General features: G+C 69.8%; 14 protein-coding genes and 1 pseudogene. 3 read left to right on the forward strand and 12 right to left on the reverse strand.

Annotated elements, in window-relative coordinates; all coding sequences use genetic code 11:
• Nucleotides 1–261: 261 nt before the first annotated feature.
• From HZF19_RS11385 to HZF19_RS11400, 3 genes and pseudogenes are all read right to left on the reverse strand, one after another.
• The gene (locus tag HZF19_RS11385) at nucleotides 262–1623 is read right to left on the reverse strand and encodes a dihydrolipoyl dehydrogenase family protein (RefSeq protein WP_208028907.1); all 1362 of its coding nucleotides are present in this window, start codon (nucleotides 1621–1623) and stop codon (nucleotides 262–264) included.
• Nucleotides 1624–1651: 28 nt separating this feature from the next.
• Nucleotides 1652–1965 (reverse strand): annotated as a pseudogene (locus HZF19_RS17445) (ABC transporter permease).
• Nucleotides 1966–1978: 13 nt separating this feature from the next.
• Nucleotides 1979–2347, reverse strand: a complete 369-nt coding sequence (locus tag HZF19_RS11400; protein ID WP_208028910.1) for an ABC transporter permease — start codon at nucleotides 2345–2347, stop codon at nucleotides 1979–1981.
• 130 nt (nucleotides 2348–2477) lie between these two features.
• Here HZF19_RS11400 and scpA point away from each other — a divergent pair, with 130 nt between their 5' ends.
• Both scpA and meaB read left to right on the forward strand, forming a co-directional pair.
• A complete protein-coding gene (scpA, locus tag HZF19_RS11405; protein ID WP_208028911.1) occupies nucleotides 2478–4646 on the forward strand; it encodes a methylmalonyl-CoA mutase in 2169 nt (722 codons plus the stop codon).
• Complete coding sequence (meaB, locus tag HZF19_RS11410; protein WP_208028912.1) at nucleotides 4643–5629, forward strand: methylmalonyl Co-A mutase-associated GTPase MeaB; 987 nt, start codon at nucleotides 4643–4645, stop codon at nucleotides 5627–5629. Before scpA ends, meaB begins: the two co-directional genes overlap by 4 nt.
• A 22-nt stretch (nucleotides 5630–5651) precedes the next feature.
• Here meaB and HZF19_RS11415 read toward each other — a convergent pair whose 3' ends face one another.
• The 6 genes from HZF19_RS11415 to HZF19_RS11440 form a co-directional block, all read right to left on the reverse strand.
• Complete coding sequence (locus HZF19_RS11415) at nucleotides 5652–7325, reverse strand: methyltransferase domain-containing protein (protein WP_208028913.1); 1674 nt, start codon at nucleotides 7323–7325, stop codon at nucleotides 5652–5654.
• Nucleotides 7322–10312, reverse strand: a complete 2991-nt coding sequence (locus tag HZF19_RS11420; RefSeq protein WP_208028914.1) for a rhamnosyltransferase WsaF family glycosyltransferase — start codon at nucleotides 10310–10312, stop codon at nucleotides 7322–7324. The genes HZF19_RS11415 and HZF19_RS11420 overlap by 4 nt, the downstream gene beginning before the upstream one ends.
• On the reverse strand, nucleotides 10309–11571 hold the full coding sequence (locus tag HZF19_RS11425; RefSeq protein ID WP_208028915.1) for an ABC transporter ATP-binding protein: 1263 nt from the start codon (nucleotides 11569–11571) through the stop codon (nucleotides 10309–10311). Before HZF19_RS11425 ends, HZF19_RS11420 begins: the two co-directional genes overlap by 4 nt.
• A complete protein-coding gene (locus HZF19_RS11430) occupies nucleotides 11568–12377 on the reverse strand; it encodes an ABC transporter permease (RefSeq protein ID WP_208028916.1) in 810 nt (269 codons plus the stop codon). The genes HZF19_RS11425 and HZF19_RS11430 overlap by 4 nt, the downstream gene beginning before the upstream one ends.
• 140 nt (nucleotides 12378–12517) lie before the next feature.
• On the reverse strand, nucleotides 12518–13462 hold the full coding sequence (locus HZF19_RS11435) for a glycosyltransferase family 2 protein (RefSeq protein ID WP_208028917.1): 945 nt from the start codon (nucleotides 13460–13462) through the stop codon (nucleotides 12518–12520).
• A 9-nt stretch (nucleotides 13463–13471) separates the two neighbouring features.
• Nucleotides 13472–14794: a glycosyltransferase gene (locus tag HZF19_RS11440; RefSeq protein ID WP_208028918.1), complete on the reverse strand. Its 1323-nt coding sequence runs from the start codon at nucleotides 14792–14794 to the stop codon at nucleotides 13472–13474.
• Between the two features lie 93 nt (nucleotides 14795–14887).
• On the opposite strand from HZF19_RS11440, the gene HZF19_RS11445 reads away from it, so the two are divergent.
• The gene (locus HZF19_RS11445; RefSeq protein WP_208028919.1) at nucleotides 14888–16522 is read left to right on the forward strand and encodes a DUF2142 domain-containing protein; all 1635 of its coding nucleotides are present in this window, start codon (nucleotides 14888–14890) and stop codon (nucleotides 16520–16522) included.
• Here the strand turns inward: HZF19_RS11445 and HZF19_RS11450 are convergent.
• From HZF19_RS11450 to rfbB, 3 genes are read right to left on the reverse strand one after another with little or no spacing between them, the layout of a single operon-like run.
• On the reverse strand, nucleotides 16429–17817 hold the full coding sequence (locus HZF19_RS11450; RefSeq protein ID WP_208028920.1) for a glycosyltransferase family 2 protein: 1389 nt from the start codon (nucleotides 17815–17817) through the stop codon (nucleotides 16429–16431). The two genes, HZF19_RS11445 and HZF19_RS11450, sit on opposite strands and share 94 nt — an antisense overlap.
• A 4-nt stretch (nucleotides 17818–17821) precedes the next feature.
• Entirely contained in the window at nucleotides 17822–18670 is an 849-nt protein-coding gene (gene rfbD / locus HZF19_RS11455; RefSeq protein ID WP_208028921.1) for a dTDP-4-dehydrorhamnose reductase, read from the reverse strand.
• A 1-nt stretch (nucleotide 18671) separates the two neighbouring features.
• Nucleotides 18672–19628, reverse strand: a complete 957-nt coding sequence (gene rfbB / locus HZF19_RS11460; RefSeq protein ID WP_208028922.1) for a dTDP-glucose 4,6-dehydratase — start codon at nucleotides 19626–19628, stop codon at nucleotides 18672–18674.
• Between the last annotated feature and the right edge of the window lie 81 nt (nucleotides 19629–19709).

Here is a 19709-nt window from a genome sequence, read left to right on the forward strand (position 1 = left end):
ACCCACCATCCGGCACGCCTCGGACACGTTACCGAGCTCCTCAGCCAGCTCGAGCACACGCCGGCGCCGCTGATAGATGATCTCTGTCGGGGTCATGGTGATGGACTCCTCTGGGTCAGTGGAACGAACCACGGGTCCATCACCACCCCCACACCAACGAGGGCGGTGTCAACTCAACCCCCGGACAGGACGGACTAGACCGGGTCCGACCCCCGGCCGCCCGCTCGACCGCTCACCAGCGAGCGGTCGGGGTGCGATCGATCATTCAGCCGCGTCGGAGAGCGCCTCGGCGAGCGCCGGGTGCACCAGCAGGCTCTCGACGATGTCGGTGACCCGGAGCCCGGCGTTGACCGCCAGCGCGATCACCGAGATGAGCTCCGCGGCGTGCCGCCCCACGATCGAGCCGCCGAGGACCACCCCCGTCGCCGGGTCGGACACGATCTTCACGAAGCCCCGGGGGTCGTTGTCGATGAGCGCTTTGGCGTTCGCCGAGAAGGGCACCTTGGTGACCCGGATCTTGCGACCCTCGGCGAAGGCGTCGGCTTCGGCCAAGCCGACGTCCGCGATCTCCGGCTCGGTGAAGATGGCCGACGCCGCCTTCTCGTAGTCGAGGTGGCGGTGAGGGCCGACGTGCAGGCCCATGGCGTGCTCGGCGATCTTGCGACCCTGCATCGCCGCCACCGACGACAGGGGCAACTTCCCCGACAGGTCCCCCGCAACGTAGATGTGGGGAACGGTCGACTGGCAGTTGTGGTTCACCACCACGTAGCCGGACCGGTCGACCTTCACCCCCGCGGCGTCGAGGCCCAGTCCCTCCGAGTTGGGGATCGACCCGATGGCCAGGATCGCGTGCGATCCGCTCGCGGACCGCCCGTCGTCGCAGCGCACGGTCACCGACTCACCCGCGACCTCGACCCCGACCGCCCGAGCACCCTTGAGCAACCGCACCCCCCTTGCCAGGAAGTCCGCTTCGAGCGCAGCCGCCACCTCCGGGTCCTTCTGGGGGAGCACCTGCTGGCGGCTCACGATGAAGGTCACCTCGCTGCCCAGCGACGCGAACATGTGGACGAACTCCACCCCGGTGACCCCCGCGCCGATCACCACCAGGTGATCGGGCAGCTCCGGTGGCGGGTACGCGTCACGGGTGGTGAGGACCCGGTGGTGGTCGACGGCGGCCCAGTCGGGGATCCGCGGCCGGCTGCCGGTGGACAGCACGATCACGTCGGCCTCGAGGTGCTGGGCGCCCTCGTCCGTGTCCACGAGCACCTCGTGCGGGCTGGCGAGACGGCCCCGACCCCGCAGCAGCCGCACCCCCTGGCTCTCGAGCAGTTCCGTCACCGAAGCCTGCAACCGGGCCTCGATGGAGCCGATGCGCTCCTTCAGCGCATCGAAATCCAGTGCTGCGCTCACCTGGGTCAGGCCCATCCCCGGCGCCTCGTTGATGAGCCGCAAGGCGCCGCCGGTGGCGATCATCGCCTTGGAAGGGATGCAGTCCCACAGGTGCGCCGCGCCTCCCACGATGTCCTTCTCGACCAAGGTGACCTCGGCCCCGAGTCGAGCGGCGTGCGTGGCCGCCTGGTTCCCCGCGGGACCGCCACCGATGATCACGAAGCGCTTGGCCATGACACCCGAGGCTACCCACCGGCCCCGGTCACGACGGTGGCCGCGGAAGCTGGACCAAGCGGTGATCCGGGCTGGGGAGGCGGCGCGTGAGGCCCACGCCGGTCACCGTCACGCTGGTGGCGACGGATCCGAGGATCTGGTACATGATCGCCAGCTCCACCAGCACCGCGTCGAACGCATCGACCCCGGCGAGGATCAGCCCGGTCATCGCCCCAGGGAGGATCACCAGCCCGACCGCCTGGTGGACTCGATCTGTGGCACGAGGGCCGTCCGCAGCGCCTCCCGGACGTGCGGATGGGCGGCCCGGCGGGAGGAGTACCCCAGCGCCAGCCTCGCCTCCACCTCGGGGCGCTTGTCATGGCCGCCACGGGAACACGGCGGGGACCTCGGAGGCCCGCTGGCGCACGGTGAACGCGGCGAAGACGATCATCGCCGCCACCCAGGCGAACGCCCAGGCCAACGGTCGAGAGGGGTCCAGCACCAGGTGCAGCGCCCAGCCGACGAGCACCAGCTGGACCGACGACGGGACCTCCAAGCGGTTGCAGAGCCGCAGCAGGGTCGTCTTACCCGCGCCCGACGCACCGAGGACCACACTGATGCCCGCAGGGGCAGGCGGCACGTCACCCGATCGAGGATCCGGTGGCCTCCCTCGCCATCCATCGACGGTCACCGACTCGAAGGCGAGATCCTCGGGGTTCGGTACGCCGACGCGGCTCTCGCTCACGGGCGAAGCTTGCCATCGCTCGGTGGCGCCGATCAGCGCGCCGGACCCTCCCGGCGACGACCGTGGTGTGGAAGAGGGTGGCTCCGGCCGTTTTCCGGCGCGATTCGCCCAGCCCATAGCCTGAACGGCCGTGAGCGAGCGTGCAGAGCCACCCACCGACCGGACCCGCCCGTCACTCGACGACTGGGAGGCGTTGGCGGCCAAGGAGTTGAAGGCCGCCGACACCCGGTCGTTGCGCTGGCACACCCCCGAAGGCCTGGAGGTCAAGCCGCTCTACACCGCCGCGGACCTCGAGGGGATCGACTTCGTGGATTCCCTACCCGGCTTCGCTCCCTTCGTCCGGGGCGTGCGGGCCACCATGTACGCCAACCGGCCCTGGACCATCCGTCAGTACGCCGGGTTCTCCACCGCGGAGGAGTCCAACGCCTTCTACCGCCGGAACCTTGCCGCCGGCCAGATGGGCCTGTCCGTGGCATTCGACCTCGCCACCCACCGGGGCTACGACAGCGACCACCCTCGGGTGGTGGGCGACGTCGGCAAGGCGGGGGTGGCGATCGACTCCGTCGAGGACATGAAGATCCTCTTCGACGGCATCCCGCTCGACCGCATGTCGGTCTCGATGACCATGAACGGCGCGGTGATCCCGGTGCTGGCGATGTTCATCGTGGCCGGGGAGGAGCAGGGCGTCGATCAGGCGCAGCTCAGCGGCACCATCCAGAACGACATCCTCAAAGAGTTCATGGTGCGCAACACCTACATCTACCCCCCCGAGCCGAGCATGCGCATCGTCGCCGACATCATCGAGTACACGGCGCGCAACATGCCGCGGTTCAACTCCATCTCCATCTCCGGCTACCACATGCAGGAAGCCGGAGCCACCGCGGACCAGGAGCTGGCGTTCACCATCGCCGATGGCCTGGAGTACGTCCGCGCCGCGCTGGGCAAAGGGCTCGACGTCGACGAGTTCGCACCTCGCCTGAGCTTCTTCTTCGCCATCGGCATGAACTTCTTCATGGAGATCGCGAAGCTGCGTGCCGCTCGGCTGCTGTGGTACCGGGTGATGTCGCGCTTCGATCCGAAGAACCCCCAGTCGCTGATGCTGCGCACCCATTGCCAGACGTCGGGGGTCTCGCTCACGGAGCAGGACCCGTACAACAACGTGGTCCGCACCGCCTTCGAGGCCCTCGCCGCGGTCATCGGGGGCACACAGAGCCTGCACACCAACAGCTTCGACGAGGCGCTCGGCCTGCCCACGGACTTCAGCGCCCGCATCGCCCGCAACACCCAGTTGATCCTGGCGGAGGAGACCGGCATCACCCACGTGGTCGACCCGCTCGGCGGCAGCTACTACGTGGAGGCGCTCACCAGCGCACTTGCGGAGCGGGCCTGGTCGCTCATCGAAGAGGTCGAGGAGCTCGGAGGCATGACCAAGGCGGTGGCGTCGGGCATGCCGAAGCTGCGCATCGAGGAGAGCGCGGCGCGCCGCCAGGCCCGAGTCGACCGGGGCGAGGACGTCATCGTCGGGGTCAACAAGTACGTGCCCGACGACGTCGAGCTGGTCGATGTCCTCGACATCGACAACACGAAGGTCCGCGAGCAGCAGATCGCGAAGCTCCAGCGGGTCCGAGCCGAGCGGGACCAGGCCGCCTGCGAGGAGGCACTCCGGCGCCTGACCGAGGGCGCTGCCGGCAGCGCGAACCTGCTCGAGCTGGCGGTCGAGGCGGCCCGCGCCCGGGCCACCGTCGGGGAGATCTCCGACGCCATGGAAGCGGTGTTCGGCCGCCATCGGGCCGAGATCCGTAGCATCTCCGGGGTGTACGGCTCCGCCTACCAGGGCGACGAGGAGTTCGCCACGTTGACCCAGGAGGTCGAGGCCTTCGCCGAGCGTGAGGGGCGCCGGCCCCGGTTGCTGGTGGTGAAGATGGGCCAGGACGGCCACGACCGCGGCGCCAAGGTCATCGCCACGGCCTTCGCGGACCTCGGCTTCGACGTCGACGTCGGTCCCCTGTTCCAGACGCCCGAGGAAGCTGCCCGGGACGCGGTAGAGCACGACGTGCACGTCGTGGGCGTGTCCAGCCAGGCAGCGGGACACAAGACACTGGTGCCGAAGCTCATCGAGGAGCTGCGCAAGGCCGGGGCCGACGACGTCGTGGTGGTGTGCGGCGGGGTCATCCCTCCGCAGGACTACGACACCCTGCGCGACGCGGGGGTGGCCGCGGTGTTCGGCCCCGGCACCAACATCCCGGCTGCGGCCCGCACGGTGCTGAGGCTGCTCGGGGAGCGACGATCGGCCGCGTGACCGAGTCGGTCGACGAACTGGTCCGGGGCATCCGGGCGCGGGACCGCCGGTCCCTGGCGCGCGCCATCACCCTCGCCGAGTCCTCCCGAGCCGACCATCGCGCCGTCGCCGCCGGGGTGCTCGAGCAGGTGCTCCCCGAGACCGGACGCTCCGTGCGGCTGGGCATCAGCGGGCCTCCGGGTGTGGGCAAGTCGACGTTCATCGAGGCCCTCGGGCTCCGGATCGTCGAGGACCACGCCCTCGCCGTGCTGGCCATCGACCCATCGAGCAGGCGCTCGGGCGGGTCGATCCTCGGTGACAAGACCCGCATGGGCGAGCTCGCCCGCCAACCTCGGGCGTTCATCCGCCCCACACCGGGGGGTGGCCAGCTCGGTGGGGTGGCCCGGCGTACCCGGGAGGCGATCCTGCTCTGCGAGGCGTCCGGGTTCGACGTCGTCATCGTGGAGACCATCGGCGTCGGCCAGTCCGAGGTGGCCGTCGGTGAGATGGTGGACCTGTTCCTCCTGCTGGTCGCACCGGGGGGCGGTGACGAGCTGCAGGGGATCAAGCGGGGGATCATGGAGCTGGCCGACCTGGTGGTGGTGAACAAGGCCGACGGCGACCTGGCCGCGGCTGCCGGCCGGACGGCCGCTGACTACACCAACGCCGTGCACCTGCTCCGGCCGAAGTGGCGGGCCTGGCAGACGAGGGTCCTCACCTGCTCGGCGCTCACCGGCGCGGGGCTGGCGGAGGTGTGGGAGGCGATCCTGGCCTTCCGGGACGCGCTCACGGCCTCGGGTGAGCTGGCGGAGCTGCGCGCCGCACAGGCCAAGGCCTGGATGTGGGCCGAGGTGCGCGACTCGTTGCTCGAGCGCTTCGAGAGCGCGGCGAGCGTCCGGTCGATGCTCCCGTCACTCGAGGATCAGGTGGCGCGGGGGGAGATCACCCCCTCCGCGGCGGCCGCCGAGCTGCTGCAGGCATTCGAGCGCGACCGCTCGACCTGAGGCGTACCACCACCGAAGCTCCTCACCTCGACTGGAAGCGCTCGAGCACGCGTCGAGCCACGGCTCGGAGCCGGACCCCGAGGCGGCGTTCGGCTTCCCTCCGCCAGAGGTCACGCTCCGCTTCCACGGTCCGCATCCGCGTGCCGAGGTCACGGACGTGCTCCGAGAGCAGCTCCATCCGCTGGTCCCGCGAGGCCAGTTGGGCTTCGAGCGCCGAGAGGCGGGCCTCGTCCGCGAGGATCCGTCGCCGAAGGTCGGCCAGCCGGTTGGCGTCACCTGCGCGGAGCAGCATCGGCTGCTCCGACAGCGCGTCGTCGATGCGCTCGCCATCGACGACCGGATCGGGGAGGTGACTCCTGGGAACCAGGACTTCTGCTCCGTCCGCGGGCTCGACGCCACACAGGGCGGCGGCCCGGGCGAGGAACACGGCCAACGAGGAGCTGCCGTGGCGCTCCTCGGGCACGACTCCAGCGGTCTGAGCCACCTGGGCAGGAACGGCGAACGCAGCCGGGATGACCGGGGCCGGGACGTCGACGTGCACCGGATCGAGCGGGGCCTGCGCGACCTCGCCGGCATCCGCCGCGAGGACGGCGAAGCTCCCCTCCGCGCTCGCCGCGCCCACCTCGTCGTCGTAGGTTCGGACCGTGGCCCGCAGGACGGCCCCCACGGCCCGCTGCTCGGCGGCCACGAGCGCTGCCAGCCAACCCGGCCCCACCCGCTGCCCGGGTCGGAGCACGCTGACGTAGCGACCCCTGGCCTGACGCAGCGCCTCGTTGAGAGCCTCGATCACCTGCCCGTCCTCAGCCTCCACGACCCGGACCTCGTGCTCGACCCCGCGTTGCCCGTCGAGATCGCGGTGCAGGTCAGCCAAGTCGCGTGGGTCCTGTCCCCGACCGGTGAGCACGATCACCGTGGCGAACGGCCTGACCTCGTCGACGCCGGCTACCGCTTCGCGCCGCTGCGGGGGGTGGAGCCGGAAGAGCCGGACGAACTGGAAGGTCGACCCGTACGGATCCGCGGCGTCCCGCCAGGCTCGGAGGAGCCCGTGAGCAGGGGTACCCGGTCGGAGGACCGGCGTGTAGGACGGGAAGCACTGGTCGCTGACGGGGCGGATGACGTCATCGGCTCCGGCCTGACGCCATCCAGCTTCGAGGAAGACGCGCAGCAGGTCCGGGCCCGAGAGGAACTGGGTGTGGGTACGGTCCAGCAGGCCTTCGTCGGTCGTGTCCCACCGGCCCATGAGCAGCTTCGCCCCCACGTCGAAGTGGGTGATGTTCGGGAAGCTGACGACGAGCGGAGCGTCGCTCGGTTCCGCCACCGACGCCAGGGCTCGGAGGGTCGCGGGGATGTCGAGCAGGTGCTCGAGCACGTCGAGCGCCAGGATGGCGGCCAAGCGGCGGCCATCGACGATCCGGGACAGTCGTTCCACCAGCTCGTCGCCCGGAGCCAGCAGATCGCACCGATGGGCCTCGTGGCCACGCTCCTGCAGCTCGGCCACCGCCTGCTCATCGAGGTCCACACCGACGTAGCGGTGCCCGAGCCCGATGAGTGGATCCGCGACCGCGCCGTACCCACAGCCGAGATCGAGCACGAGACCAGGCTGCAACCCGGCCGACCCGATCAGCCGGACCGCGCTGCCGTAGGAGGTGTCCTGGTCGAACCCGTGCCGGTAACGCGTGCCGCCCTCGCCCGTCATGCGTGCTGCTCGGGATCGCCGAGGTACTCGTAGATGCCCTTGAAGGCGGCCTCCCAGTCGCCATGACGGGCAGCGATGTCCTCGAGCCCCGTCGCACCCAGCCGGACCCGCAGCGACGGGTCGGCAACGAGCCGGCCGATCGCCTCGGTCAGACCGTCGACGGTCCGGCGGCACCGCAACGAGTTCTCGCCATGATGGAGGATCCAGTCGCCGGCGGGGTTGTCGAACGCCACGACCGGCACCCCGCAGGCCATCAGCTCGAGTGGCAGGTACGACGGGTGGGCGGAAACCGTCAGGGCCACGCCCACGTCGCAGGTCCGGTAGAGCTGACCCGTCTCCCGGTAGTCGAGCAGCCCCAGGTGCTGGATGCCCCGCCCGAGATCGTCGGGGGTGGCCCACGAGCCGGCGGTGACGATGTGGACATCATCACCGAAGCGCTCCTTCACCTGGACGAGCGCCGGGGACGCTAGTTCCCAGCAGTTGCGCCAGTGACCCGGCCGGGCATAGACGAAGACCCGAACCGGCCCATCGTGATCGAGTGGTCTCCTGCCCTCAGCGTGGAACACGGACCGATCCACCGCGGGCGTGAAGGCGAATCCCCTGCCCTGGTACTGGTCACGGTAGATCCGGAGCAGGTTGTCGGTGTTGCACAACCCGTAGAGGCCGAGCCGGTAGCTCTCCTCGGCGAGGGCGTACTGGGTGCCTGCCGGGTAGAACATCGGCTCGAAGTCCTGGATGAGGTAGAACTTGCGGCGGGTCCGCCGGAACCGGGCCACCGAATAGGCGGTGACCCAGAGCGTGGCGATCGACACGTCCGCCGCCGGGACCGACTCGAGGGCCGGGTCCGTGGGACCGTCGACGAAGGCGATCATGCTCTCGGCCAGGGCCGGGAATGCCGCCGCCAGCGCGGAACGGAAGAACGGCTCGTTGGGCGCGGCCATCACCACGAACTGGTTCCGCACCCCGTGCACCCGAGCCAGGTGATCGGCCAAGCGCAACGCGGTGTTGATGCCCCCGTAGAAGGGGCTGTCGATGTCGGGCACGAACCAGTTGATCGTCTCCGGGGGGAAGCCCGCCGTGTTGGCGGCGTGCAGCGCGTGCACCCTGGCCGCGACCTGATCGTCGGCTCGGCACACGTCGGCCAACCACGCGGCCTCGGAGCCCTCCGAGGTCTGGCGGAAGACGGTGAACGACCGGTTGAGCACCTGGCCGACCTTGTCGAGGGGTGCCTGCTCGCTGGGCTCCGCCAGGCGTGGCACCCGGCTGTGCAGGGAGAGGTTGGGGGTGAAGTACGGATCACCCGCCCGCAACCACTTCTGGTACCGCCAGTAGCTGGCAAAGAAGTCCTCCGTCGGCACGTCGGTGCCACGGGTGGCGGACTCGAGGTGACGGACCGTCGCGTAAGGCGTGCACACGTTGCGCCACCCGTGGAACCGAACGTCCAGGCCCAGCACCACGTCGCTGCCGCAGAGCACGAACCGTTCGTCGAAGCCGCCGACCTGCTCGAACACCTCTCGGCGCACCGCGACGCACGCCGCGGTGACCGAGAGGAGGTCGCGGTACCAACCCGTCGGACCGAACGGCGTCTCCGAGCCCGGTGCCAACCCCTCGAAGAGGTGGTCCGCGAACCCGTTGAGACCGAGGATCACCCCGCCGTGCTGGATCAGGCCGTCCGGGCCGATGAGCTGCGCGCCCACCAGCCCGATGCCCGGCTGCACCACCCAACCCACCATCTCGGACAACCACCCGGGATCGAGCGGCTCGGTGTCGTCGTTGAGGAACACCAGCACGTCGCCGGGGGCGTCGGAAGCCACCGCGTTGTTGACCGCCGAGTAGTTGAACGGCTCCTCCCACCAGCTCACGCGCAGGTCGAGGGAACCGGCGAACTGCCCGTACCACGCCTCGTTCTCGGGGGTCCGGGGCCCGTTGTCGACGATGCGGACGTCGAAGGAGGGGTATTCCGTCCTGGCGAGCGCCGGCAGGCACACCGAGAGCATCGTGCGGTTGTGCCTGGTCGGGATGACGATGGTGACGTGAGGGGGATCGTCCAGTGTCCATCGCACCCGCACGCCGGCCGGCGTCGGGGACACCGACGCCCGCTGCCCGAGACGGTCGAGGTGCTCCTGGACCACCGCGACGGCGAGCTCACCGTGGGCCTGCGGCCGCCGACCGAGGTGAGCCAGCACTTTCGGCAACCGAGCCACACGGGATTCGTCGAGGCCGAGGCGCAGGAGCAGGTCCCACCAGGCCGCGTCACCGAGATCCGAGCGGAAGCCTCCTGCGGTCACCACCCGCTCCCGGCGCACGGCGAACGAGCGACCGAGGTAGTTGGCCCCCAGCAACATGTCGGGTGACCACGAAGGCCGGAACAGCGGATCGGCCACGGTGCCGTCCGGGGCCAGCACGTCGTCGTCCCAATGGACCAGATCGACGGCAGGGTCGTCGGCCGCCGTGGCGGCGATGCGGAAGAACAGGTCAGGTTCGAGCCGATCACCGGCCTCGAGCACGAGCACGAACGCCCGGGGGTCGCCGTCGGCCATGAACCTCGAGACCGCGAGGGAGCGGTCATCATCGCGATCCCCCACCCGCACCCGCGGATCGCCCGGATGGTCGAGACCGCCACCGACGACCAGTGCCGACCAGCCGCCGAAGGTCTGCAGGCGCAGCGAGCGGACGGTGTGCTCGAGCGCGGCGCGGGCGCCGGGTCCCGGCGGGGCGATCACCACGCACTCGATCGAGCACCGCAACCGCTGCTCGGCAGTCCGGCCGGTCTGGTAGAGGATCTCCTCCGCGCCGAGCCGGTTGCGCTCGAGGAACGCCGCATAGCGCGGCTCGCTGGCCGGTGGCTGGGTGGCCACCCACCAGAGCGCACGAGCGCGCCGCGCGTAGCGGAGTCCGTCGAGCGCGAGCTGCCGGCCCATGCGCGCCACGGCGCGCCGCGTCGAGCCGGGTGGGACGAGGCGCTCGAGCGCCTCCCGGGCCTTCATCGCAGCGCCTCTGCCCGAGGCCCGACGGGTGCCTCCCATCGCCCGAGCAGGTCCACGAGACCTGGCACCGATCTCGAGGACCGCTGGACGTGGAGCTTGGCGCAACGCTGCTGGTGATCGAACCGGATCATGCCGTGCCGATCGTGCACCGCCGTGCTGAGCAGGTACTCGCCCGGCGCCAGGGCCAACTGGTCGATGCGGTAGTCGACGTACCCCTCGTCGACGAGGACCTCGGACCGTCGATCGTCCGGACGCATCCCGGGGGTGGCCACGTGCACACCGTTCGCGCTCTCGACCGCGAAGGAGAACAGCGGTGATTCCACCGGCTCCGATGCCCGGTAACGGATCCGGACCGTGAGCGGCTCCAGGCTCAGGGCCACCTGGGTGGGTTGGCCGTCCGAGCCCAGGAACTCCACGGCTTCGATGGAGAGCGGGCGCAACGACGCCTCGACGTCGAGACCACCCTCGGGGACACCGAGCTCGCTGGCCGCCTCGGCTTCGTGCTCGAAGCGCTCCGCTTCGCGCTCGTTGACCTTGCTGACGTAGTGGTGCACGACGTCGCCTGCGGGACCCTCGGCCAGCAACTTGCCATGGTCCAGCCACGCGGCCCTGCTGCACATGCTCTGCACCAACCCGAGGCTGTGGGTCACCATCACGATCGTGACCCCTCGGTTGCGAAGCCTGTAGAGGTGCTCGAAGCAGCGGCGCTGGAACTCCTCGTCGCCGACCGCGATGACCTCGTCGATCAGGAGGATCTGGGGGTCGACGTGGACCGCCACCGAGAACCCGAGCCGGACGTACATCCCACTCGAGTAGTGCTTCACCGGCGTGTCGATGAAGGGCTCGATGCCCGAGAACTCGACGATCTCATCGAGGATCTTGTCGGTGTCCCGTCGGCGGAAACCGAGGATGGCGGCGTTCAGGTAGATGTTCTCGCGTCCTGTCAGATCCGGGTGGAAGCCTGCGCCCAGCTCGAGCAGCGCCGAGATCCGACCGTTGGCGACGATCCGCCCCTTGGTCGGGCGGTGGATGTTGGCCATCAGTCGCAGGAGACTCGATTTGCCTGATCCGTTGTGGCCCACGAGCCCGTACACCGACGCCTCGGGCACCTCGAGGCTGACGTCGTCGAGGGCCCAGAACTCCTCGTAACGATCGCGAGCGAAGCGGGTGACCCGCTCCTTCAAACTGGTGGGCCGGCTCTTGTAGACCTTGAACCGCTTCGAGACCCCCTCGACGACGATCGCGGTGCTTCCCGTCACAGCTCCTCCGCCACGTTGCGGGCCTTCACGTTGAACGCCGCGGTCCCGGCGAGGAACACCACGACGGAGGCGACCATGGCGTAGAGCATGCCGGCCGTGGAGGGCCAGCGGAGGCTGTAGAAGGCGTCACGCGACCACTCGACGAACTGCGTCAACGGGTTGAGCTCGATGAGCCGCCGGACCGGGATGCCCCCGACCCTCGCCGGGATGATGTCGATGCTGTAGATGATCGGCGTGGCGTAGAAGAGGAGCTGCATGAAGATGCCGACCAGGTAGCTGACGTCGCGGTAGAGGACGTTGTACACGCTCAGGAAGAGGCCCAGGCCGAGGGCGAACAGACCGAGGAAGACCAGGATCACCGGGAACAGCAGGAAGGTGACCGACGCGTTCCCCAGCAGCACCATGATGGCCGCGAGGATGCCTCCTTCGATCACCGCTTGGAGCAGTACGGTCAGCATGTTCGCGATCGCCGGGGCGGCAGGCGGGAAGTACACCTTGTTGAGCAGGCCCCCGGAGCCCTGCAGGGCTGAGATCGACCCGGTGACGGTGCCGTTGAAGAAGTTCCACACGACGAGCGCGCAGAACAGGTACATGCCGAACAGCCCGATCCGCCCGTTGCCCATCGGCGGCGGCTGCTGGGCGAGGAAGACACCGAACACAAGGGTGTAGATGCCGAGGGTGGCCGCCGGGTTGATCAGGGACCACAGCCATCCGAGCAGGCTCTTCTTGTAGCGAGCTCGCAGCTCCCGCTGAGCGAGGTTGTAGATGAGGTTCCGGTAGGTCCAGATCTCGGTTGCGGCGGTCACGTGTGCAGTCGTCCTCGGATCAGACCGAACTCGGCCGATGGCTCGTGCGACGAGGCATCCGGGCGTTCCCGCTCCCAGATCCGGGGCGGCTCCAACGCCGCGTTCCGGCGAGCGTGAAGGGATCCGAGCATACCAGCCGGTCAGGATCCTCCCGAAGACCGGCCGGCGAGCCAGCGGGTTGCCCGTGACCTCCAACTCCTGCGGCGTGGGGTGGTGATGAACGGGCGGACCGCATCGGCCAAGCGGGTGTCGACCACCAGCGGGCGGGGACCGCTCGGAAGATCGAGCACGCCGGGTCCCTCGTCTCGCCAGGAGTTCGCCGCCCACTCGGCCTCGAGCTCTCCCGCCGCGGCGAGCCGCGCCCATCGCCGCACGTGCCAGCTGATGTCGGGGGGGAGACCCAACTCGTCCACCCGCCGACCGTGCTCGGCCTTCTTCTCGAGCACCTCGCGAGCCCGCAAGCCTGCGTGCAGGCACACGATCTCCGGGGTGTCGATCACTGGGCCATCGACGCCATCGATGTGGTGTGCGCCCCCGTGGACGATGATGCCCGGCCCGGGTCGGGCGAGGCAGTTGACCGGATGGTTCATCTCCACGTAGGCGATCTCGCCGGCCTCGACCAGGCGCCGGGCGTCCTCCAGCGTTCCCCGGGTTCCCGGCACGCGGCGGGTGATCGTCAAGAGAGCCTGGGGTGATCGGGCTCGCACGTCACGCCGCTGGACGAGGTTCACCACGTCGCAGCGCAGGACGCTGGCCTCGGTCCGGGCCAGCACCGCTCGGAGATCACCACCGGGGGTCCACCAGAACTCATCGCCGTCGATATTGACGACCCAGTCGACACCCATGGCACCCGCCGCCCGGGCGAGCCGCGTCCGGACCACGTCCTGCTGGTACGGGCCCGGATCGATCTCCACGTGGACGGACGGGTCGGACCGAGCCATCTCGGCCAGGATCTCCGCCGTGCCGTCGGTCGAGCCGTTGTCCACCACCAGGAACTCGTCGATGCCGATCGATCGGTGGTAGCGGAGGTTGACCTCGACGAAGTCGGCCTCGTTGCGCAGCAACATGATGCCGGCGATGCGCATCGGCGGATCCTATTCGCCGCTGCGCAAGGCTGAGCGCGCCCTGGCAGCGACCCGCTGGAGCAGGCCCGTGAGCCCGGGCGCCGGCAGGGCGTCCGGTGCGACGGGCTGAGCCCGCCCGCCGGCGAGGCGATCCGCTGCCCGGCGGGGCTCGGCGCAGAGCTCGACGAGCGGCCTGCTCACGACCGACCACTCGTAGGCCGGAGCGAGGTCCCGCACTCGATGCGAGCAGGCGGCCCGCACCTCGCGGTCGCGCAGCCGGCCGATCGCCTCGGCCATCGCCGCGGCGTCCTCGGCGGGGACGACCGCTCCGAGCTCGCGCGCACGAACCAGCTCGGCGAAGCCGTCGCCCTCGGAGGTGAGAATGGGCAGACCCGCCCACAGGTAGTCGAGCAGCCGCGTCCGGAACGAGAAGGTGGTTTCGACGTGCCGCCGGTGCACCGAGACCCCGATGTCGGCATCGGTGAGGTAGGCGGCCCGCTCGCCGTAGGAGATCCAACGGTCCGAGAAGACGACCCTGGTCCCGATCAGCCCCCGGTCGGTGGCCGCATCACGTGCCGCCTGCGCCATGGGCATCACCGGGACCTCAGGCGTGGGGTGCGCGATGCCGGCGAAGAAGAGCTTCACGTTCGGGTCGTCCACCAACGCCATCGCGTCGATCAGGGTCAACGGATCGAGCCACTGGTAGATGCCGCCACCCCAGTAGAGCACCACGTCGTCGGCGGCGAACGGGCCACCGGGCCCCCGCAACGGCCGGTGCTCGGTGAGGGGCGGATCGGCGGGCAGGCCGAACGGCACCACCGGGACGAACCTGCCGAGCGTCGGATCCTCGCCGTAGGTCTTCGGGTTGACCCGACCGATCGCGGTGAGCAGCCCGATGAGCAGGTGGCGCTGGCGTTCCGACGCGCAGAGCACGGCATCGGCGAACCGGAGCGGCTCGATCATCTGGGCCAGCGCATCGAGGAACCGAGCGTCCTGCTCCTGCGGGGCCGCCGGCGAGAACCACTCCAACACCTCGAAGAGGACCGGATCGTAGGCGTCGGCCAGCACGACCAGGTCGTGGTCCGCGATCCAGTCGAAGCGGTGGAGCACCGACGGCATGGCCAGCACGACGTCGGCCCAGTCGACGTGGGGCTCCAGGTCGAGCCGCTCCCGGACGGTCGTGGACCGGAACGGGAGGCCGGCGAGGGAGACCTCATGGGTCGACCCCAGCACGACCTCGAACGAGCGATCCAGCACCCGGGCCAGCTCGATGGCCCGGATGGCCGGCCCCGCCATCGCTCCCCCGACCTTGTCAGCGGTGAGAACGAGCACACGCGTCGGGCGGCCGGCCATGGGCCAGCGACCTTACCAGTGGGGCCCTGCCGGCCCTCACCGGCACGGGCACGCTCATCGCGAGGGGTAGCGTGGCGGAAGGTCCCCACGACGATGCCGCTCTCCACTCCGACCAGTGCCCCGCACCCGGCACGTGCCGGCTTCGCCTCCCACCTCGACGACCGTCGGATCTGGTGGATCTCCTTCCTCATCCTGGGTGCGCTGGCGGCGATCTGGGCCCTCTCGATGCCGCCGCTGGTCGGTCCGGACGAGCCCGCACACGCCGGCAAGGCGGCAGCCGTGGTGCGCGGTGAGCTCACCTGGGTGGCACGAGAGGACATCGCCGGCACCAGCGACGACGACGTGACCCGGTCGGAGATCTGGCTCCGCATGCCTCGCGCCTACGCGGAGCCGGACTATGCGTGCATCGCGCTGCCCCCCCTGAGGCCAGCGAACTGCATGACCGCCGTACCACGGGTCACCGATGAGGTCGAGGCCATCAACTCCGCCGGCGCGTACCCGCCCGTGTTCTACGCGCTCGTCGGCTGGCCCTCCCTCCTGCTCCCGCCATCGAAGGCGATGTACATGATGCGGCTCGTCAACGTGGCGCTGTGCTCGGCCCTGGTGGCCTCGGCGCTGGTGGCCGCCCGCCGTGCCGATGTGAGTGGCACGACGGTCATAGGGGTGGCGGCTGCGCTGACACCCATGGTCGTGTTCCTCGCCGCGGTCATCAACCCCAACGCCCTGGAGATCGTGGCAGCCATGTGCACCGTCGTGGCCGGCCTGGAGCTCCTGCAGACCGAGGGAAGACCGTCGACCCGCTCGATCACCCGGTTCTTCGTTGCGTCGTCGATGCTGGTCCTCGCCCGACCGCTGTCGATGTTGATGCTCCTCGCGATCGTCGGCCTGCTCGCCCTCGCGGCCTTGGGTCGCGCCAACCTCAGGACGCTGGCCGGTGACCGTCGCGTGCGGATCGGCGCGGTCGTCTTGTCCGTGGCCACCGGTTTCGCGGTGTTCTGGCTCGCCTACGCGACCCCGCAGCGCGCGCTCTGGGGAGGGCCTCGCCCGGGGATCACGCTGCCCGAGGCCTTGCGTGAATCAGCGAGCATGTTCCCGTGGCGGGTGCGCCAGATGATCGGCGTGTTCGGGTGGATCGACGCGCACGACGCACTGCCGGTGTGGATGATCGTGTCGTGGCTCGGGGTTGTGGGAGCGCTCGTGGTCCGAGCGCTGGTGGTCGGCTCGGCCCGCCAGAGGCTGGCAGTCGTCGCATCGGTGCTCGGTGTCATCGCGCTCACGCTCTCCGAGGTCACCCAGGCCGAGCGCATCGGCTTCGTGTGGCAGGGCCGATACTCGCTGCCCGTCGCGATCGCGGTGCCCATCTTGGCGGCTTGGGTGGTCGGGACGTCGGGGAGGGTTGGGTGGCGCCCGCTGCGCGGCATGGGCGCCCTGGCGATCGGGGCCCTCACCGTGATCATGCTCTTCTCCTACGTCGTGGTGATGCGCCGGTACGTGATCGGCGCGCCGTCGCCGTACCTCGACTACCTCTTCGAGGGCGACTGGGAGCCGAAGTTGCCGAAGCACCTGCTACTCGCGCTCGCCACACTGGCCACCACGGCACTCGGCCTGTGGCTGGGGACGCTGGCGCTGGCGCGTCAACACTCACCAGCCGGCGCGGGCCTCGGCGAGGGTGACACGCCAGCGGTCGGCACCAGTGCCATGAGGAGCTCGGCGTCGCTCACGGTCTGACGGCGACGGAGGCGCCGGCGGGCCCGGAGCGCGTGCGGTGCCGAGCGGAGGAAGCCGAGCCCTGCACGCAGCCTCCGGTACGTCGGCACCGGGTTGGGGCGGCGACCCTGCGCCAGCGCTGCGACGATGTCGCGGCGTGCCGCGTCGTAGGTCTGGCCGAGGAACCCTCCGAGCGCCCGCCTGAGTAGCGGCGCGGGCGCGTTCTTCGCCAGGACGAGCAGTCGGTTCCGCTCGGTGAAGTACTGGAACCGGGCTGATCCGTCGATGCTGGTGGCCGCGTGCAGGTGGCGGACACGGGCTTCCGGCACGAACCGGTACCGCCATCCCCGGGCCTGGCCTCGCCACGAGAGATCGGTGTCCTCGTAGTAGAGGAACAGGTGCTCGTCGAACAGCCCCACGTCAGCCAGGTAGTCGGGGCGCAGCAACACCGCGCCCCCGCACCACGCGAACACCTCGGCCGGCTCGTCGAATTGACCGCTGTCCACCTCCCCGAACCCCCGGTCGGCCCCGTAGCCGTCGTCGAAGACGACCGAACCGGCGTTGTTGACCACGTCGAAGGGTTCGCCGTCCACCGCCACCTCGATCCACGAAGGTCGCTCGTGGACCTCGACCTCCGTGCGCACCCGGCCCGAGGTGAACGTCGCTACCCGGGGCGAGAGCGCGGCCGCCTGCAACTCGATCCGGTCCGGTCGCGGCTCCCCCCGCCGCACCGGCACCCGCACGACGGCCCGCCGCCCGGTCCACTGCCAGCTGCTCCGCCCCGAGACCTCCAGGCCATGACCGCCCCGGGGGACGTGCACCCGGCGCCACACGTCCTCGCCGGCCACCCTGGCCCCGGTCAGCTTCACCCCCAGCTCGCGGGGATCACCTGGGCCCGGGCGCTCAGCAGGTACCTCGACCGCCAGCTCGAGGTACTGGTGATCGAACAGGATCAACGGGCACGCCGCGCCGAGTGACCGATCGGCTTCGAGCGCCTCCACCAGCGGTGCCAGGAAGCCCGGCTCGACGAACGCGTCGTTGTTCACGAGGCCCACGTAGCGCACGCCGGCCAGGTCACGCAGGGCAACGTTGTTGGCCGGAAACCCTCGATTGCGATCGAGCTGCACCACTTCGACGCTCGGGTGTCGGGTGGCGACGGCGTGAGCGCTGCCGTCGCTGGAGCCGTTGTCGATCAGCACCAACTCCAGCTCGTCGGGTGGCCACCGCAGTGCCATCAAGTGGTCGAAGCAGCGCACCACCTCGTGACCACCGTCGTAGTTGAGCACGACGAGGCGAACCCGTCCCCGCTCGGCCATCGGATCAGCGGTCGAGCAGCCGGGCAACGAGGCGATCGAGGCTGTGGCGGTAGTGCGGGAGCAGCGGCACGCCCGACAGCCGGAGCGCAGCGTTGTCGAGAACCGAGTTGGCCGGCCTGGGCGCCGGGCGCGGTGGGTCGAGCTCGGAGGTGGCGATCGGCCGCACCCGATCCGGGTCCTGGCCTGCACACTCGAGCACAGCCCGCGCGAACTCGTACCAGGAGACGGCTCCCTGGTTCGTGACGTGGAACAAGCCGGTGCGGCGCTCGACCACCAGCCGCTTGATCATCGCCGCCAGATCGTCGGCGAAGGTCGGGTGGCCACGCTGGTCGTCGACGAAGGACAACACATCGTGCTCGGCCGCGAGCCGCAGGATGGTCTTGACCATGTTGTTGCCGTGGAAGCCACACACCCACGAGGTGCGGATGATGGTTGCGGCGGGACCGGCCTCCTGCTCACCGCCCAGCTTGGAGCGCCCGTAGACCGAGACCGGGTTGGGCTGGTCCCACTCCAGATAGGGCTCCGTCTTCGAACCGTCGAACACGTAGTCGGTCGAGAGGTGGACCAGGTGGGCGCCCACCACCCGAGCGGCCTCGGCCAGGTAGCGGGTTCCCAGCGCGTTGACGAGGAACGCTCGATCGGGGTCGAGCTCGCAGGCGTCCACCGCGGTCCAGGCTGCCGCGTTGACGACGACATCCGGCTCGGAGGCGCAGATCGCCGACATCGCGGCGTCGCGATCGGCGATGTCGAGGCTGGCGCGGTCGAACCCCACGACCTCGTGACCGTCTGCGGTGAAGACCTCGACCAACTCCCGACCGACCTGCCCCCCGGCTCCGGTGATCAGCACCCGCATGTCAGGAACCCTTGAGCGGTTCCCACCACCAACGGTTGGCCCGGTACCACTCCACCGTGTCGGCGAGCGCTTCGTCGAGATCGCGCTGCGGTTTCCAACCGAGTGCTCCGATCTTCGAGCAGTCGATCGAGTAGCGCCGGTCGTGCCCGGGCCGGTCGGTCACGTACTCGATCATCTCCTCACCTGCTCCGCAGAGCCGCAGGACCCGCTCGGTCAGATCCCGATTCGTGATCTCGTTGCCACCGCCGATGTTGTAGATCTCCCCCACCTCGCCCGATCGCAGCACCAGGTCGACGCCAGCGCAGTTGTCCTCGACATAGAGCCAGTCCCGCACGTTCAGCCCGTCGCCGTACAACGGCACCTTCCTTCCCTCGAGCAGGTTCGTGACGAACAGCGGGATGACCTTCTCCGGATACTGGTACGGCCCGAAGTTGTTCGACGAGCGGGTCACGATCACCGGCAGGCCGTAGGTGCTGACGTAGGACAGCGCGATGAGATCGCTGCCCGCCTTCGACGCGCTGTACGGCGAGCGGGGGCCGAGCGGGTCACTCTCCTTGAACGAGCCGTGCTCGATGGAGCCGTAGACCTCGTCGGTGGAGATGTGGATGAACCTCCCCACCTCGAGACGCCGAGCGACGTCGCACATCACGTTGGTGCCGTCGCAGTTGGTGCGGACGAACGCGTCGGGGCTGACAATCGATCGGTCGACATGGCTCTCAGCGGCGAAGTGCACCACCGCATCGTGCCCCCGCATCGCCTCGGTGACCGCCTCCCGGTCGCAGATGTCGCCCTTCACGAACCGGTAGCGGGGGTCATCGGTCAGGTCACGGAGCGTCTCGAGGTTGCCGGCATAGGTGAGCGCGTCGAAGACCGTCACCTCGTCGTCGCTGTGGGACAGCACGTACCGCACGTAGTTCGAGCCGATGAAGCCCGCGGCGCCGGTGACGAACAGCTTCATTGATCGATCATCCTCCCAGACTGGTCCGCACCGGTGACCGGCCAGGCGACGCGCCGGACGACCTGGCGTCTCGGGCCACGG

The organism is Rhabdothermincola sediminis (assembly GCF_014805525.1).
In the GTDB taxonomy this organism is placed as follows: domain Bacteria; phylum Actinomycetota; class Acidimicrobiia; order Acidimicrobiales; family Acidimicrobilacustridaceae; genus Rhabdothermincola; species Rhabdothermincola sediminis.